Annotated in this window: 11 protein-coding genes; 7 read left to right on the top strand and 4 right to left on the bottom strand. The window is 66.4% G+C overall.

All coding sequences use genetic code 11. From position 1 onward, the window contains the following. Window positions 1-395 precede the first annotated feature (395 nt). The 3 genes from C8J43_RS09635 to C8J43_RS09625 are packed head-to-tail and all read left to right on the top strand — an operon-like array spanning window position 396 to window position 3,235. Window positions 396-1,562, top strand: coding sequence for a fumarylacetoacetate hydrolase family protein (locus C8J43_RS09635; protein ID WP_243645488.1), 1,167 nt, complete (start codon window positions 396-398; stop codon window positions 1,560-1,562). 4 nt (window positions 1,563-1,566) lie between these two features. Next, complete coding sequence (locus tag C8J43_RS09630; RefSeq protein WP_060527012.1) at window positions 1,567-2,352, top strand: SDR family oxidoreductase; 786 nt, start codon at window positions 1,567-1,569, stop codon at window positions 2,350-2,352. Continuing rightward, on the top strand, window positions 2,336-3,235 hold the full coding sequence (locus C8J43_RS09625) for an SMP-30/gluconolactonase/LRE family protein (RefSeq protein WP_133030654.1): 900 nt from the start codon (window positions 2,336-2,338) through the stop codon (window positions 3,233-3,235). The genes C8J43_RS09630 and C8J43_RS09625 overlap by 17 nt, the downstream gene beginning before the upstream one ends. A gap of 44 nt (window positions 3,236-3,279) precedes the next feature. Here the strand turns inward: C8J43_RS09625 and C8J43_RS09620 are convergent, their stop codons facing one another. Continuing rightward, the gene (locus C8J43_RS09620) at window positions 3,280-5,058 is read right to left on the bottom strand and encodes an IlvD/Edd family dehydratase (RefSeq protein ID WP_133030653.1); all 1,779 of its coding nucleotides are present in this window, start codon (window positions 5,056-5,058) and stop codon (window positions 3,280-3,282) included. Window positions 5,059-5,507: 449 nt separating this feature from the next. Here C8J43_RS09620 and C8J43_RS09615 point away from each other — a divergent pair, with 449 nt between their 5' ends. The 4 genes from C8J43_RS09615 (at window position 5,508) to C8J43_RS09600 (ending at window position 14,434) form a co-directional block, all read left to right on the top strand. Further along, window positions 5,508-7,061, top strand: coding sequence for an aldehyde dehydrogenase (NADP(+)) (locus C8J43_RS09615; RefSeq protein ID WP_133030652.1), 1,554 nt, complete (start codon window positions 5,508-5,510; stop codon window positions 7,059-7,061). Window positions 7,062-7,405: 344 nt separating this feature from the next. Beyond that, window positions 7,406-10,573: a response regulator gene (locus C8J43_RS09610; RefSeq protein WP_133030651.1), complete on the top strand. Its 3,168-nt coding sequence runs from the start codon at window positions 7,406-7,408 to the stop codon at window positions 10,571-10,573. Window positions 10,574-10,818: 245 nt separating this feature from the next. Beyond that, a complete protein-coding gene (locus C8J43_RS09605) occupies window positions 10,819-12,414 on the top strand; it encodes an isocitrate lyase (protein ID WP_133030650.1) in 1,596 nt (531 codons plus the stop codon). 349 nt (window positions 12,415-12,763) lie between these two features. After that, window positions 12,764-14,434: a formate--tetrahydrofolate ligase gene (locus C8J43_RS09600; RefSeq protein WP_133030649.1), complete on the top strand. Its 1,671-nt coding sequence runs from the start codon at window positions 12,764-12,766 to the stop codon at window positions 14,432-14,434. A gap of 123 nt (window positions 14,435-14,557) precedes the next feature. Here C8J43_RS09600 and C8J43_RS09595 read toward each other — a convergent pair whose 3' ends face one another. The 3 genes from C8J43_RS09595 to thiS form a co-directional block, all read right to left on the bottom strand. After that, on the bottom strand, window positions 14,558-15,211 hold the full coding sequence (locus C8J43_RS09595; RefSeq protein WP_121903960.1) for an HAD-IA family hydrolase: 654 nt from the start codon (window positions 15,209-15,211) through the stop codon (window positions 14,558-14,560). A gap of 262 nt (window positions 15,212-15,473) precedes the next feature. After that, window positions 15,474-15,656 (bottom strand): CsbD family protein, encoded by a 183-nt coding sequence (locus C8J43_RS09590; RefSeq protein WP_056050734.1) that lies wholly within the window; start codon window positions 15,654-15,656, stop codon window positions 15,474-15,476. A 110-nt stretch (window positions 15,657-15,766) separates the two neighbouring features. After that, the gene (gene thiS, locus C8J43_RS09585) at window positions 15,767-16,774 is read right to left on the bottom strand and encodes a sulfur carrier protein ThiS (RefSeq protein WP_133030648.1); all 1,008 of its coding nucleotides are present in this window, start codon (window positions 16,772-16,774) and stop codon (window positions 15,767-15,769) included. Between the last annotated feature and the right edge of the window lie 124 nt (window positions 16,775-16,898).

The raw sequence follows: 16,898 nt of genomic DNA, 5'->3' as shown, positions 1-16,898 counted from the left end.
GGATACTCGTCAGCGGTTTCGACAAAGTTAGACATACAAAGCCGTTGTAATCGTTGCATTATTAAAGGCCCTCCGGGCGCGCCAATTTCCGCCGCCGGTCCCGTATCTCGCACGGATGATATCGTTACCGTGCCTGTGCGACCGCGCTCTGAGGCGACCGCTATTATACCTCGCTGGTACGATATATCCCGAAGGTATGCGCTGCGGACGATCCTCGGCCACCTGCTGTGGCCCTTCGAACATCCATCACAATGTCTGTATACCGCAAAGATCGTATAATCGCGGTTGCGCGGGATGGCCCGGAGATAGCATAGCGTCCGCGACGGCCAACATGAGCTTGACGACTCCGCCAAGCAGCATACGGTAACGCTAACAATTTCGGAGAGGATGACATCGTGGACATCGCATTCGCATCGGCGCGGGCGTTGCCTGCCGATTGGGAACAGGCCGCCTTGCTCGGTCGGATCGACCTGGGCGACGGACCGACCCCGGTCATCGTCCGCGGGGGACGCGTGTACGACATGTCGTACGTGGCGCCGACCGTCGCGGCGCTGATCGAGACCGGCAGTTTCGATACGGCGGCCGGCACCGATCTCGGCCATCTCGACGATCTGGCACTCTCGGTCGATGCGGATGCGACGCCGCGCCTGCTGAGCCCGATCGACCTGCACTGCGTCAAGGCGTCCGGCGTGACGTTCGCGGTCTCCGCGCTCGAACGCGTCATCGAAGAACGCGCCCGCGGCGATGCCTCGGCGGCGGCAGCGGTCCGCACCCGTCTCGAGGAACGCGTCGGCGGCAGCATCCGCTCGGTCGTGCCCGGATCGCCTGAAGCGGCCGCGCTGAAAGCGGCGTTGATCGAGGACGGGATGTGGTCGCAATATCTCGAGGTCGCGATCGGTCCGGATGCGGAGATCTTCACCAAGAGCCCGACGCTGTCGACGATCGGCTGGGGCGGCGAGGTCGGCATCCGTTCCGACTCGACCTGGAACAACCCCGAGCCAGAGGTCGTGCTGGTCGTCGACCGCCATGGCAAGACGATCGGTGCGACGCTCGGCAACGACGTCAATCTGCGCGATTTCGAAGGCCGCAGCGCACTGCTGCTCGGCAAGGCGAAGGACAATAACGCGTCCTGCTCGCTCGGGCCGTTCATCCGCCTGTTCGACGAAAACTTCGGGATGGACGACGTCCGCGCGTCGGAGATCGCGCTGACGATCGACGGCGCCGACGGCTACCGGCTCGAAGGCAGCAGTTCGATGGACCAGATCAGCCGCGATCCCGAGGACCTCGTCCGCCAGGCGATGAGCGAGCATCAATATCCCGACGGCTTCGTGCTGTTCCTCGGCACGCTGTTCGCGCCGACGCAGGATCGCGACGAGCCCGGCCGTGGCTTCACGCATGCGGCCGGCGATGTCGTCACGATCTCGAACCCGAAGCTCGGCGCGCTGGTCAATCCGGTGACGACATCGAAGGACGCCGCTCCGTGGGATTACGGGATCGGCGATCTCATGCGCAATCTGGCAGGCCGTGGCCTGCTCGCGCAAACCAAGAACCAGGGAGCGTAACCCCGTGCTGCAGAAGACCCAAGCCGCCGACCAGACGGCGATCTATCCCAGCCTCAAGGGCAAACGCGTCCTGATCACCGGCGGCGCGTCGGGGATTGGCGCTGGCCTGGTCGAGGCGTTCGCGCGGCAGGGCGCGCACGTCGCGTTCGTCGACATGGCCGAGGATGCCGCGCACGATCTGATCGCCACGCTGACGCCTGCCGTCGCGACCGCGCCGATCTTCCTGCCGCTCGACCTGCGCGATATCGATGCGCTGAAGACGACGGTGGCGACGATCGAGAGCCAACTCGGCGGGATCGACATCCTGATCAACAACGCCGCCAACGACGATCGCCATACGATCGAGGAGATCACGCCCGAATATTGGGACGAGCGGATGGCGACCAATTTGCGCCATCTGTTCTTCGCAGGCCAGGCGGTGGTGCCGTCGATGAAGCGTGCGGGCGGCGGCGTGATCTTGAACTTCGGGTCGATCTCGTGGCATCTCGCGCTGCCTGAACTGATGCTCTATCAGACCGCAAAGGCCGGTATCGAGGGCATGACGCGGGCGATGGCGCGCGATCTGGGCGGCGACGGTATCCGGGTGAACACGATCGTCCCCGGCAATGTCGAGACGCCGCGCCAGCTGAAATGGTACACGCCCGAGGGCGAAGCCGAGATCATCGCCGCGCAGTGCCTGAAAACCCGCGTCCAGCCCGCCGACGTCGCGGCGCTGGTGCTGTTCCTCGCCTCCGACGATGCGCGCATGTGCACCGGTCACGACTATTTCGTCGATGCGGGGTGGCGCTGAGATGCCGAACGACACGGTCGTAGCGACCAGCATCTGCGACGTCGGCGCGACGCTCGGCGAAGGCCCGATCTGGGTCGCTCGCGACAGCGCGCTCTGGTTCGTCGATATCAAGGCGCCCTGCGTCTACCGGTTCGATCCCGACTCGGCATCGCTGGATTCTTGGGAAGCACCCGATCAGGTCGGCTGGGTGATCCCGGAAACCGGTGGTGGTTTTCTCGCCGGGGTCCGCGGCGGGCTGCACCGGTTCGACCCAGCAACGGGGTCGTTCGATCTGCTCGCACCCGTTCACGTCGAGACGCCCGGCAACCGCCTGAACGACGCGGCACGCGCGCCCGATGGCCGGGTCTGGTTCGGCACGATGGACAATGCCGAGACCGCGATGTCCGGGCATGTCTACCACTGGCATAACGGCGCGGTGACGCAGACCGACGTGCCGCCCGTCGCGATCACCAACGGTCCGGCGATCTCGCCCGACGGCCGCACGCTCTACACCGTCGATACGCTCGGCAAGCAGATCGACGCGTGGACGGTTGGTGCCGATGGCACGCTCGACGATCGCCGTCCGTTCATCGTCGTGGGCCCCGACGATGGCCATCCCGACGGTGCGATCTGCGATTCCGAAGGCGGCGTCTGGGTCGGCTTCTTCGGCGGCTGGGCGGCGCGCCGCTATGCGCCGGACGGCACCTGCACCGACGTGGTGCGCTTCCCGGTCGCCAACATCACCAAGATCGCGCTCGGTGGCGCGGACGGCCGGACCGCCTATGCGACGACCGCGGCGAAGGGCCTAGACGCCGCAGCGCTTGCGGAACAGCCGCTCGCCGGCAACCTGTTCACTTTCCGCGTCGACGTCCCCGGCGTTCCGGTCGAGCCGGTCACGCTCTAGAACCCAGTCTGGCCATCCCGGCGAACGGGATGGCCATACTGCCTTCAGTGGTTATGCCGCGGCGTTTTGGCGGAAATCCCACGATACTTCACCGCGAAGTCGAGCACGCCGCCCTCGGCGAGCTGCCCCGTCTTTTCGCGGTACAATTCCTCCCACGGCGTATTGCTCTCGGGCACCGGTGGCAGCCCCTCGCCCTTGCGTCGCGCGATCTCGTCCGGCTCGACCAGCGCGTTGCACGTCCCCGCGACCAGATCGATCCGCACCACGTCGCCCGTCCGGATCCACGACAGTCCGCCGCCGACAGCACTCTCGGGCGAGACGTTCAGGATCGACGGACTGTCCGACGTTCCCGACTGCCGCCCGTCGCCGAGCGTCGGCAGCGCCAGCACGCCGCGCTGGATCAGCGCGTCGGGCGGCTGCATGTTGACGACTTCCGCCGAGCCCGGCCAGCCGATCGGCCCCGCGCCGCGGATCACCAGGATACAGCCCTCGTCGATGTCGAGCGCAGGATCGTTGATCCGGTGGTGATAATCGTCCGAACCCTCGAACACGATCGCCCGCGCCTCGAACCGATCCTCGGTCCCCGGTGTCGAGAGGTACCGCTCGCGGAACGCCGGCGAGATCACCGAGGTCTTCATGATCCCGAAGTCGAACAGATTGCCCTTCAGCACCAGGAAGCCCGCGCGCTCCATCATCGGCGCATCGAACGGCTTGATCATCTCGCGGTCGCGCGTCTCGCGGCCCGCGATGTTCTCGCCGATCGACCGGCCGGTGACGGTCAGGCACGACGTGTCGAGCTTTCCGCCGGCGATCAGTTCGTGCAGCACAGCGGGCACGCCGCCGGCGCGGTGGAAGCGCTCGCCGAGATACTTGCCCGCCGGCTGCATGTTGACCAGCAACGGCAGGTCGTAGCCGTGATCCGACCAGTCCTCCGGATACAGCGTCACGCCGGCATGCTGCGCCATCGCCATGATGTGCGGCTGCGCGTTGCTCGATCCGCCGATCGCGCTGACCACGCGGATCGCGTTGAGGAAACTGTCGCGCGTGAGAATCTTCGACGGGCGCAGATCCTCATACGCCATCTCGACGATCCGCCGTCCGGTCTCGTAGGCCATCTGCCCGCGCTCGCGGTAGGGCGCAGGAATCGCCGCGCATCCGGTGAGCGACAGTCCGAGCGCCTCGGCGACCGCGTTCATCGTCGACGCGGTGCCCATCGTGTTGCAATGCCCCGCCGACGGCGCGCTGTCGGTGGCGCGGTTGAGGAACTCCTCCTCGTCGATCTCGCCTGCCGCGAGCTTGCGCCGGCTGCGCCAGATCACGGTGCCCGACCCGACCAGTTCGCCGTCATGCCAGCCATCGAGCATCGGCCCGCCCGACAGCACGATCGCGGGGATATCGACGGTCGACGCCGCCATGATGCCGCTTGGCGTGGTCTTGTCGCAGCCGGTGGTCAGAACGACCGCATCGATCGGATAACCGTACAGCGTCTCGACCAACCCCAGATACGCCAGGTTGCGATCGAGCGCCGCGGTCGGACGCCGGCAATTCTCGAAGATGGGGTGAACCGGAAACTCCATCGCGATACCGCCCGCATCACGGATGCCGTCACGCGTGCGCTTGGCGAGTTCGAGATGGATCCGGTTGCACGGGCTCAGGTCGCTACCCGACTGAGCGATGCCGATGATCGGCCGACCCGACCGGAGTTCCGCCGGGGTCAGCCCGTAATTCATGAACCGTTCGAGATAGAGCGCGGTCATGTCGGAGCGGGCGGGATCGGCGAACCAGTCGCGCGATCGGAACGGCCTTACCGGTACACGGTCCACTGCAAACTCTCCTGAACGCCATTCTTAGATGGGAGCGCTACCGCGGCGGCCGCCTTGCGGTCAAGCGTGGACGCACCCGCGCAAACGCCGCCCCGGTGCGGCATCCGATTGATCGCATACCAGATATTTGTCGGGCAGCACACAGCGTCCGCCCCGCTCCTCCGCGCGCACCGCACGCGCCCGATGCCCATTGCAGGCATGTTGGCAACGATCTGCGAAACGCCATTCGCCGTGAGCCGATACGACGACTAACTGTTATGCAGGAGTAACCGGGATACGTCGGATCTTAGGTTTGCCCCGCGTATCGTGCCGCAATCGCGTACCCCGCCGGCAGTCCTTGGCTTGCGTGTTATCGGTCACACCCTTATTTCGCCTGCGACACCAAGCGATCCGCTACCAAAATGTCGCGACGCGGCCGATGCGCGTCACGACCGACCTGGAGAATTGAAATGGACGGCACCTTCCCGATCGGCGCGCGCGCCGTAAGCAGCGACGTCACCTTCCTAGCGATCGACCCGTCGACCGACGCGAAGATCGAGCCCGCCTTCGCCGTGTCGAGCGAGGCGGACGTCGCCGAAGCCTGCAAGCTCGCCGAGGCCGCCTTCGACATTTTCCGCGAGATCGACCCCGAAGCTCGCGCGACATTTCTCGAGACGATCGCCGACGAGATCGAGGCGATCCACGAGCCGCTCGTCGCGCGCGCGATCCAGGAGAGCGGCCTGCCCCGGCCTCGCCTAGAGGGTGAGCGCGGTCGCACCACCGGCCAGCTCCGCCTGTTCGCCAAGCATCTCCGCGCCGGCACCTGGGCCTCGGTCGTGATCGACCAGGCGCAGCCCGACCGCAAGCCGATGCCGCGCTCCGATCTGCGCCAGCGCCGCATCGCGGTCGGCCCGGTCGCGGTGTTCGGCGCGTCGAACTTCCCGCTCGCCTTCTCGGTCGCAGGCGGCGACACTGCTTCGGCACTCGCTGCCGGTTGCCCAGTCGTCGTCAAGGGCCACCCCGCGCATCCCGGCACGTCGGTGATGGTCGGCAAGGCGATCCAGGCCGCGGTCGCCAAGTGCGGCCTGCCCGAAGGCGTGTTCTCGCTGGTCCAGGGTCCGGCGAACGAACTCGGCGCCGCGCTGGTCAAGGACGCGCGGATCAAGGCGGTCGGCTTCACCGGTTCGCGTGGCGGTGGCCTCGCATTGGTCGCGCTCGCCGCGACGCGTCCCGAGCCGATCCCGGTCTATGCCGAGATGAGCAGCATCAACCCGGTCATCCTGTTCCCGGCGGCGCTCGCCGCGCGCGGCGAAGCGCTCGGCAAGGCCTATGTCGGATCGCTGACGATGGGCTCGGGCCAGTTCTGCACCAACCCCGGCATCGTCGTCGCGGTCGATGGTCCTGACCTCGACACCTTCGTCGAAGCCGCCGCCGCTGCGCTTGGCGAAGCTGCGCCACAGGTCATGCTGACTCCCGGCATCCACGCCAGCTACGACAAGGGCGTCGCCGCGCTTGCCGGTCACGACGCGGTCGAGACGCTCGCGCGCGGCACCGAGGCCGAGGGTGCGAACCGCGGTCGTGCGGCGTTGTTCTCGACCACCGGCAAGGCGTTCGTCGCCGATCCGGCGCTGTCGCACGAAGTGTTCGGGGCGGCTTCGATCATCGTCCGCTGCACCGACCTCGCCGAGGTCCACAGCGTGCTCGAAAAGATCGAGGGCCAGCTGACGATCACGCTCCAGATCGATGAAGGCGATTATGCCGACGCCGCTGCGCTCGTGCCGACGCTCGAACGCAAGGCCGGGCGTATCCTCGCCAACGGCTGGCCGACGGGTGTCGAGGTCGCGCCGGCGATGGTCCATGGCGGGCCGTTCCCGGCAACGTCGGACCCGCGCACGACCTCGGTCGGCACCGCGGCGATCGAGCGCTTCCTGCGCCCGGTCTGCTATCAGGACCTGCCGGATGCACTGCTGCCCAAGGCGGTCAAGCACGGCAACCCGCTCGGCCTGCCGCGCACCGAGGGCTGACCCAGACGTGAAAGATGGCGGGGGTATCGGCTGACAGCCCCCGCCCCCTTGTTCTCCCGCGAAGGCGGGAGCCCAGACTGGGTCCCCGCCTTCGCGGGGAAACATGTGTAGCTCCGTTAAGTGTGAGCCGCTAAGCGCCGCGCACCTTGAATCGCGCACCACCCCGGCGAAGGCCGGGGCCCAATTGGGGGACGTCGCTGAACGGAAAGCCGTCCTTCGTTATTCCCACCTTTCCAATTGGGCCCCGGCCTACGCCGGGGTGGCGTCAGGGGGATGCATCCTCTCCGTCACGCTAACCATCCGTATTTATTGACACGCGTGCGCCACAAACCCACTAGTCCGGCATGACAACTCCAGACTCGTCGCAAGTCTCGTCGCGCACCGTTATCCTGCCCTCCGACCTCGGCAGCTACATCGACGACCTCGCCGCCGCAAGGCATGGCGATGCCACCGCGATCGTCCGTACCGCGCTCGAACGGATGCGTGAGCGCGACGCCCCGCCAAGTCCTGCCGAAATCCTGATCGGCGGCGGCGAATGCGGCATGCTGGTGCGCCAGCGCGATTGGAGCGCGACGTCGCTCGGCCCGATCGACTCGTGGCCCGCCGAGTTGCGCGTCACGCTCGCCAACATCCTCAACTCGCCGGTCGCCAAGGTCGTGATGTGGGGGCCTGAGCACATCATGCTCTACAACGACAGCTATCGTGCCGTCGCGGGCGACCGCCACCCCGCCGCGCTCGGCAGCCCGGTCGCGACCGCGTTCCCCGAAGTCTGGGACTGGAACCGCGCCGTCCTCGATGCAGGCCTGCGCGGCGAGATCGTGGCGTACCGCGATCAGCCGATCCTGTTCCAGCGCGCCGACGGCCCCGAGACGCTGACGCTCGATCTGTTCTACACGCCCGTCTACTGCGCCGACGGCCCCACTGGTGGCACCGCTGCGACCACCGTCGGCGGCGTGCTGTGCACGATGGTCGACAACACCGGCCGGGCCGAGGCCGAACACCGCCTCGCCGCCAGCGAGGCCGAACTGCGCCGCGTCACCGACGCCGTGCCGATGCTCATCTCGTACGTCGACCGCGACCATGTCTATCGTCTCGCCAACGCGCAATATGACGAATGGCTCGGGATCGATCCCGAGGCGATGATCGGCAAACCGGTTCGTGAGGTCCTCGGCGAAGCGGCCTACGAGGATCGCCGCCCATCGTTCGATCGCGCGTTTGCCGGCGAGAGCTTCACCACCGAAGCGATCTTCCCCCATCTCGACGGCCGCCCGCGCCGGTCCGAATTCCGCTACGTGCCGCATGTCGCAGCAGATGGCTCGATCCCCGGCATCTACATTCTCGGCATCGACGTCGAGGAGCGCGCCGAACGCGAGGCCGCGGTCGGCATCAGCAACGGCCGCTTCCGCACCGCGATGGACGCGGTCCACGGCGTGCTCTGGACCAACAGCCCGGACGGCCGGATGATCGGCGAACAGCCCGGTTGGGCCGCGCTCACCGGCCAGTCGATCGACGAATACCAGAATTTCGGCTGGGCCGACGCGATCCACCCCGACGACGTCGCCTCGACGATCAAGGCCTGGACCGCCGCTGTCCTCAGCAAGTCGATGTTCGTGTTCGAACACCGCGTCCGCCGCCACTGCGGCACATGGCGCACGTTTGCCGTCCGTGGCTTGCCGATCCTCGACGAGGCCGGCGAGGTCCGCGAATGGGTCGGCGTCCATACCGACATCACGCACCAGCGCGCCGCCGAAGCCGCGTTGCGCGAACAGGCCGAGGCGCTCGCGCGGCAAGTCCGTCACCGCGAACGCGCCGAGGACCAGCTCCGGCAGCTCAACGAGACGCTCGAAGCACGCGTCATCCGCGAAATCGACGAACGCCGCCAGGCGGAAGCCAAGCTGGCCCAGTCGCAGAAGATGGAAACCGTCGGCAAGCTCACCGGCGGCGTCGCGCATGACTTCAACAATTTGCTCCAGGTCGTCTCGGGCAATCTCCAGCTGCTCGGCAAGAACCTTGCGGGCAATGCGCGCGCCGAGCGCTGGGTCGAAAACGCGATGGCCGGCGTCTCGCGCGGGTCGAAGCTCGCAGCCCAACTGCTAGCCTTCGGCCGCCGCCAGGCGCTCGAGCCGAAGGTCGTCAACGTCACGCGGTTCGTGCGCGGGATGGACGACATGCTGCGCCGCGCGATAGGCGAAGGCATCGAGATCGAGACCGTTGTCGGTGGTGGCCTGTGGAACACCTTCATCGACCCCGCGCAGATCGAGAACGCGCTGCTCAACCTCGCGATCAACGCGCGCGACGCGATGGAGGGCCAGGGCAAGCTCACCATCGAACTCGGCAATGCGCACCTCGACGACGCCTATGCACAGGGTCATGACGAGGTCGAGGCCGGACAATATGTGATGCTCGCCGTGTCCGACACCGGCACCGGCATGACTCCCGAGATCATCGAGAAGGTCTTCGAACCGTTCTTCTCGACCAAGAGCGAAGGCAAGGGATCGGGCCTTGGCCTGTCGATGGTCTACGGCTTCGTCAAACAGTCCGGCGGCCATGTGAAGATCTATTCCGAGGTCGGCGAAGGCACGACGATCAAGCTCTATCTGCCGCGCGCGATGGAAAGCGAGGACGTCGAAGTCGTCGCGGATGCGAGCCCGATCTGTGGCGGCACCGAGACCGTGCTTGTGGTCGAGGACGACGACGAGGTTCGGGGTACCGTCGTCGAATTGCTCACCGATCTCGGCTACAGCGTCTTGAAGGCCGTCGACGCGGCCAGCGCGCTCAATGTGGTCGAGAGCGGCGTGCCGATCGACATCCTGTTCACGGACGTCGTGATGCCCGGTACGCTGAAGAGTCCCGAACTCGCACGGAAAGCGAAGGAACGCCTGCCCGATCTCGCGGTACTGTTCACCTCAGGCTATACCGAGAACTCGATCGTCCATGGCGGCAAGCTCGATGCGGGTGTCGACCTGCTATCGAAGCCGTACACGCGCGAGGCGCTCGCGCGGAAATTCCGCCAGGTGCTCGCCAACCGCCAGCGTTCGGGTAGCCCGGCGGCCAAGGCCGCGCGCGACTCCCGGATCGACGCGGACCGCCGCCTCGACACGCCCGCCCGCCGCACCGTACTGCTGGTCGAGGACGATGCGCTGATCCGCGCCAACACCGCCGAGATGTTGCAGGGCAGCGGTTTCGTCGTCGTCGATGCGGCAAGCGCGGAGGACGCGATGACCGCACTCCAGACCGTGCCGATCGACGCGCTGGTGACCGACGTGAATCTGCCCGGCGTGTCCGGGCCGGACTTTGCGCGGACGGCGCGGACGTTGCGGCCCGGCGTGGGCATCGTCTTCGCGACCGGAGATACGGCTTCGGTTGCAGACGAGACCGATGCGATCATGCTGGAGAAGCCGTACGGGCTCGACGCACTGGCCGCGGCTGTGCTGGCATCGCTCGGCGAAACGGCATTGGCCGATCCTCTCACGTCGCCAGCCAACTCCGACCGGGTTACCAAAGCCGACTGACGCATCCTTCGTCACCCCGGACCTGTTCCGGCATCCACCGTTCCGCGCGCTTATCATTGGCGAGCGTGGGGAACGGTGGATGCCGGACGAGCCCGGCATGACGGGCGGCCCTGTAACGTTCTTCACAACCCTACAGAGGGCGAACGAGCGCAACCGACACCAACACCCGTCGCCGCGCCGTATTGCCCGGTCAAATCCTGTCAACAACCGTACACGACGATCAACGCAGCAGCGAAGGATCGCCCGTGACCTACCAGACTCACATCGCCCAGTTGACCAACCTCATCGCCGACCAGAACGGCACGTGGGACGCGATCTCGCCCGAGTCCGTCGCGCGGATGCGGCTCCAGAACCGGTTCACCACCGGCCTCGACATCGCGCGCTACACTGCGGCGATCATGCGCAAGGACATGGCCGCCTACGACGCGGACCCGGCGCACTACACGCAGTCGCTCGGCTGCTGGCACGGGTTCATCGCGCAGCAGAAGATGATCAGCATCAAGAAGCATTTCGGCACGACCGATCGCCGGTATCTGTACCTCTCGGGCTGGATGGTCGCAGCGATGCGGAGCGAATTCGGTCCGCTGCCCGACCAGTCGATGCACGAGAAGACCAGCGTCCCCGCGCTGATCGAGGAACTCTACACCTTCCTCCGCCAGGCCGATGCGCGCGAGCTCGGCATGATGTTCCGCGAGGTCGATGCCGCGCGCGCCGCGGGCAACGCGATCGAGGAACAGCGCCTGCTCAACGCGATGGAAAACCACCAGACGCACGTCGTGCCGATCATCGCCGACATCGACGCGGGCTTCGGCAACGCGGAAGCGACCTATTTGCTCGCGCGGAAGATGATCGAGGCGGGGGCGTGCGCGCTCCAGATCGAGAACCAGGTCAGCGACGAGAAGCAGTGCGGACACCAGGACGGCAAGGTCACCGTGCCGCACGAGGACTTCCTCGCGAAGGTCCGCGCGTGCCGCTACGCGTTCCTCGAACTCGGCGTCGAGGACGGCATCATCGTCACGCGCACCGACTCGCTCGGCGCCGGCCTGACCAAGCAGATCGCCGTCAGCAAGGAAGCGGGCGACCTCGGCGACCAGTATAACTCGTACCTGGATTGCGAGGAGATCGACCCGGCGACCGCGCAGAACGGCGACGTCATCCTCAACCGCGACGGCAAGCTGCTCCGCCCGAAGCGCCTGCCCTCGAACCTGTTCCAGTTCCGCGCCGGCTCGGGCGAAGATCGCTGCGTGATGGACTGCATCGCGTCGCTACAGAACGGCGCCGACCTGCTCTGGATCGAGACGGAGAAGCCGCATATCGAACAGATCGCCGGCATGGTCGACCGCATCCGCGCAGTCGTGCCGAACGCCAAGCTCGTCTACAACAACTCGCCGAGCTTCAACTGGACGCTGAACTTCCGCCAGCAGGTGTTCGATGCCTGGACTGAAGCCGGTCAGGACGTCTCCGCCTACGACCGCGCGCGCCTGATGAGTGTCGATTACGACGGCACCACGCTCGCCGACGAAGCAGACGAACGCATCCGTACTTTCCAGGCGGATTCGGCCAAGCGGGCGGGCATCTTCCACCACCTGATCACGCTGCCGACCTATCACACGGCCGCGCTCTCGACGGATAATCTCGCCAAGGAGTATTTCGGCGACGCCGGCATGCTCGGCTATGTGAAGGGCGTCCAGCGTAAGGAAATCCGCGAGGGCATCGCCTGCGTCAAGCACCAGAACATGTCCGGCTCTGATCTTGGCGACGATCACAAGGAGTATTTCGCGGGCGAGGCTGCGCTGAAGGCTGGGGGAGCGCACAATACGATGAACCAGTTCGCGGCGTGATGCCCAAGCCGGAGCGCAAGCTCCGGCGCGGACCCGGCATCACGCCCGGCCGGCGGGGCCAAAAGCCCCGTCCGACGACGCGGCTTAGCCGCGGCTTGCCTGCCTTCGCAGGCAGTCGAAGGGCGGCTTTGCCGCGGCGCGCTGAACATTTGGTTTAATGAACACCATCAGCACCTCCCCGGCGAAGGCCGGGGCCCAATTGGAAAGTTCAGAGTAACGAGGTGCGGCGCTTTGCCCCATCAGCCTTGCCAATTGGACCCCGGCCTTCGCCGGGGAGGTGCAGGTGTTTCACGACGTACTCTACACCCAAGTCTGGCAACCCACCCGATCCCCCGCTAGGCGTCCCCGCATGGACACCGATATCGCCATCGCCCGCAGCGTCGCGCTGCGCCCCATCGCCGCCATCGCGGACGGCCTCGGCATCCCCGATGCGGCGATCGAGCCCTACGGCCGCTACAAGGCGAAGATCGCGCTCGACTGGCTCGAGACGCGTAAAAACGGCGCAAAAGGCCGGCTGATCCTCGTCACCGCGATCAACCCGACTCCGGCGGGCGAAGGCAAGACCACCACCTCGATCGGCCTTGCCGACGCACTCCGCCATACCGGCCGCAAGGCCGTGCTGGCGCTCCGCGAACCCTCGCTCGGGCCGTGTTTCGGCACCAAGGGCGGAGCGACCGGTGGCGGCCGTTCACAGGTCGCGCCGATGGAGGACATCAACCTCCATTTCACCGGCGATTTCCACGCCATCACCGCCGCGCACAACCTGCTCGCGGCGATGATCGACAACCACATCCACTGGGGCAACGCGCTCCAGATCGACGTCCGCCGCGTGGTCTGGCGCCGCGTGCTCGACATGAACGACCGCGCGCTCCGCGATATCGTCCAGTCGATCGGTGGCGTCGCTAACGGTTATCCGCGCGAATCGGGCTTCGACATCACCGTCGCCTCCGAAGTGATGGCCATTCTGTGCTTGGCCAACGACCTTGCGGACATGGAACGCCGGCTCGGCGATATCGTCGTTGCCTACACGCGCGACCGCACGCCCGTTACCGCGCGCGACCTCAAGGCCGACGGCGCGATGGCGGTGCTGCTGGCGGAGGCAATCAAGCCCAACCTCGTCCAGTCGCTCGAAGGCACGCCCGCGTTCCTCCACGGCGGGCCGTTCGCCAACATCGCGCATGGTTGCAACTCGGTGATTGCGACGCGAGCCGCCCTATCGCTCGGCGATTACGTCGTCACCGAAGCCGGCTTCGGCGCGGACCTGGGCGCAGAGAAGTTCTTCGACATCAAGTGCCGCCAAGCGGGTCTCGCGCCCGACGCGGTCGTGATCGTCGCCACCGCGCGCGCGTTAAAGATGAACGGCGGCGTGGCCAAGGCCGACCTCGCGCACGAGAATGTCGAGGCGGTCCGCAAGGGCGCGGTCAACCTCGTCCGTCACATCGAGAACATCCGCCAGTTCGGCGTCCCCGCGATCGTCGCGATCAACCATTTCTACACCGACGGCGACGCGGAGATCACCGCGATCGTCGAGGCTGCGGCACAACACGGTTCGCGCGCGATCCTGTGCCGGCATTGGGCTGAGGGCGGCGCGGGCGCGGTCGAACTGGCCGACGCGGTCGCCGAGATCTGCGAGACGCATGGCGGCGGATTCGCACCGATCTATGGCGACGAACTGTCGCTGTTCGACAAGATCGATACCGTCGCGCGGCGGATCTACCGCGCGGAGCATGCCGTCGCCGAGCCGAGCGTGTTGGCGCAACTCAAGCGCTGGGAGGACGCGGGGTATGGGCATCTCCCCGTTTGCCTCGCCAAGACGCAGTATAGCTTCTCGACCGATCCCGCTCTGTTGGGCGCGCCGACCGGCCACATCGTGCCGGTCCGCGAAGTCCGCCTTGCGGCGGGTGCGGGGTTCGTCGTCGCGATCTGCGGCGAGATCATGACGATGCCGGGCCTGCCGCGCGTGCCCGCCGCAGAGGCGATCCACCTGAACGACGAAGGGCTGATCGAGGGACTGTTCTGAGGCGTTCTGTCCGCGCTCCTGACCCACGCCCGTCATCCTGACGAAAGTCAGGATCCAGAGCCACGAACGATGCGGACTGTTACTCTGGATTTTGACTTTCGTCAGGATGACGGATGGGGCGTATCAAACGTGGGTTAAGGTAAGCCCGTCCGCTCCGGTCACCACCACCACGCGGCGATAATCGACGATCGTAGGATGCGACGTCGCGACACCATGCGAGTGTGTGGCCGTAATCACGAGAACATCCGCCCCCGCCGCTTCGCCCGCGGCAATCCCGGCGGCGGCATCCTCGAACACCAGGCAATCAGCCGCCGCGACGCCCAGCCGCTCGGCCGCGACCAGGAAGCAGTCCGGCGCAGGTTTGCCGTTCGGAATGTCGTCGGCGGCGATCATGGTGGCAGGCATCGGCAGCCCGGCAGCCTTCAACCGCACCTCGGCGAGCGCGCGCGGGGCGGACGTCACGATCGTCCAGCGTTCAGGCGGCAGGCTGGCCAGGAACGCGGCCGCACCGGGGATTGGTTCGATGTCGCCGACGTCCAGCATCTCGGCCGCGGTGATCGCTGCGGCTTCGGCGACCGGGTCGACGCCGGGGAGGTTCAGCCGTCGGACCGTCTCTACGGATTGCACGCCGTGGATCGTCGGCACGAACGTCGCGGCGTCGAGGCCGTGTGCGATCGCCCATTTGGTCCAGGTGCGCTCGGCCGACGCAATCGAGGTGAGGATCGTGCCGTCCATATCGAACAGGAAGGCGGCGTAGCTGCGGGTGGGGAGAGTCATGCGAGTGCTCGTGAGGGGGTTTGGCGGGTTGGGCAAGGCGGTTTGGTTCGGCTCTCTGCACCACCCCGGCGAAGGCCGGGGCCCAATTGGCATGTCCGAGGTAACGGCGCGGCGCCCTTAATCAGAATCGTCCCCCACTTGGGCCCCGGCCTTTGCCGGAGTGGTCGTGGTTGTGGGTAGCGGTGCAGCCTCAATCGACCACCCAAAGAAAAGGCCGCTCCGGTTTCCCGAAGCGGCCTGTATTCCTGCACCAAGCCGAAGCTTAGATGTCGTCGCCGAGTGCGCCTTTGACGCTGCCCTTGACGTTCTGCGCAGTGCCCTTGGCCTGCTGCGCCTCGCCTTCGGCTACCAGCTTCTCGTTGTCGGTCGCCTTGCCGACGGCTTCCTTGACGTTGCCTGCAACCTTGTTGCCTGCTGCTGCGACCTTGTCGGTGAACTCGCCCATCAGAGCCTCCACTTGCTGTGCGAACCCGCCAACCGGGCCGCTTGAACTTGCGAAGGTATAACGGCCGTCTTTACCGTGGGTTCCGTGACGTTTGCGTCATGACCTATGTTTCAGATCAGTCCCGCTAGCGGGCTCGACGGATCGGCATAGCGACGCTGGCCCATCCGTCCGGCGCGGTAGGCGAGCCGGCCCGATTCGACCGCCGCCTTCATCGCCGCGGCCATCATCAACGGGTCCTTCGCCTCAGCGATCGCGGTATTCATCAGCACGCCGTCGCAGCCGAGCTCCATCGCCACCGCCGCATCGGACGCGGTGCCGACGCCGGCGTCGACCAGCACGGGCACCCCTGCCCCCTCGACGATCAGCCGGATCGTCACGCGGTTCTGGATACCGAGCCCCGAGCCGATCGGTGCGCCCAGCGGCATGATCGCGACCGCGCCGGCGTTCTCCAGGCGCTTGGTGGCGATCGGATCGTCGACGCAATACACCATCGGCTTGAAGCCCTCGTTGGCGAGTATCTCGGTCGCGCGGAGCGTCTCGACCATGTCGGGATAGAGCGTCTTCGCCTCGCCGAGCACTTCGAGCTTCACCAGCTCCCAGCCGCCCGCCTCGCGTGCCAGTCGCAGCGTGCGAATCGCCGATTCGGCGTCGAAGCAGCCGGCGGTGTTAGGGAGGTAGGTGATCTTCTTGGGGTCGATGAAGTCGGTCAGCATCGGCGCGTTGCGATCCGACACGTTGACGCGGCGGACGGCGACCGTGACGATCTCCGCGCCCGATGCCTCGACCGCGGCGGCGTTCTGCGCGAAGTCCTTGTACTTGCCGGTGCCGACGATCAGCCGCGACTTGAAGGTCTGGCCCGCGACGGTCCAGCTATCCTCATGCCCGCTATCCTCATGGTCGCCACCGCCGACGAAATGCACGATCTCGAGGTCGTCGCCGTCCTCGACCATCACGTCCGCCAAGGTCGAGCGCGGCACGACCTCCATGTTCCGCTCGACCGCGATCTTCTCCGGCACGAGGCCGAGTTCGGTCGCGAGTCCCGCGAGGCTCAACCCGGCAGTGACGCGCTTGTGTTCGCCGTTGACGGTAATGGAGACGGTACCATCGGAGTGGGGCATGCAAAACTTTCCGTTCGTTTCGAGCCCCTCGACATGGCTCGGGACAGGCTGATCGAGAAACCACCCGTCCGCTGCCGGTCTCATGTCTCGACTTCGCTCGACACGAACGGGTAAGGGTGGAACG

The sequence above is a fragment of the Sphingomonas sp. PP-CE-1G-424 genome, from assembly GCF_004341085.1.
In the GTDB taxonomy this organism is placed as follows: domain Bacteria; phylum Pseudomonadota; class Alphaproteobacteria; order Sphingomonadales; family Sphingomonadaceae; genus Sphingomonas.
This window is presented reverse-complemented; position numbering and strand designations above follow the sequence as displayed.

Coding starts and splice junctions, on each gene's coding strand:
- C8J43_RS09625 (WP_133030654.1), top strand. CDS start 2,336: ATGCGGGGTGGCGCTGAGATGCCGAACGACACGGTCGTAGCGACCAGC.
- C8J43_RS09615 (WP_133030652.1), top strand. CDS start 5,508: ATGGACGGCACCTTCCCGATCGGCGCGCGCGCCGTAAGCAGCGACGTC.
- C8J43_RS09610 (WP_133030651.1), top strand. CDS start 7,406: ATGACAACTCCAGACTCGTCGCAAGTCTCGTCGCGCACCGTTATCCTG.
- C8J43_RS09600 (WP_133030649.1), top strand. CDS start 12,764: ATGGACACCGATATCGCCATCGCCCGCAGCGTCGCGCTGCGCCCCATC.
- C8J43_RS09595 (WP_121903960.1), bottom strand. CDS start 15,211: ATGACTCTCCCCACCCGCAGCTACGCCGCCTTCCTGTTCGATATGGAC.
- C8J43_RS09590 (WP_056050734.1), bottom strand. CDS start 15,656: ATGGGCGAGTTCACCGACAAGGTCGCAGCAGCAGGCAACAAGGTTGCA.
- thiS (WP_133030648.1), bottom strand. CDS start 16,774: ATGCCCCACTCCGATGGTACCGTCTCCATTACCGTCAACGGCGAACAC.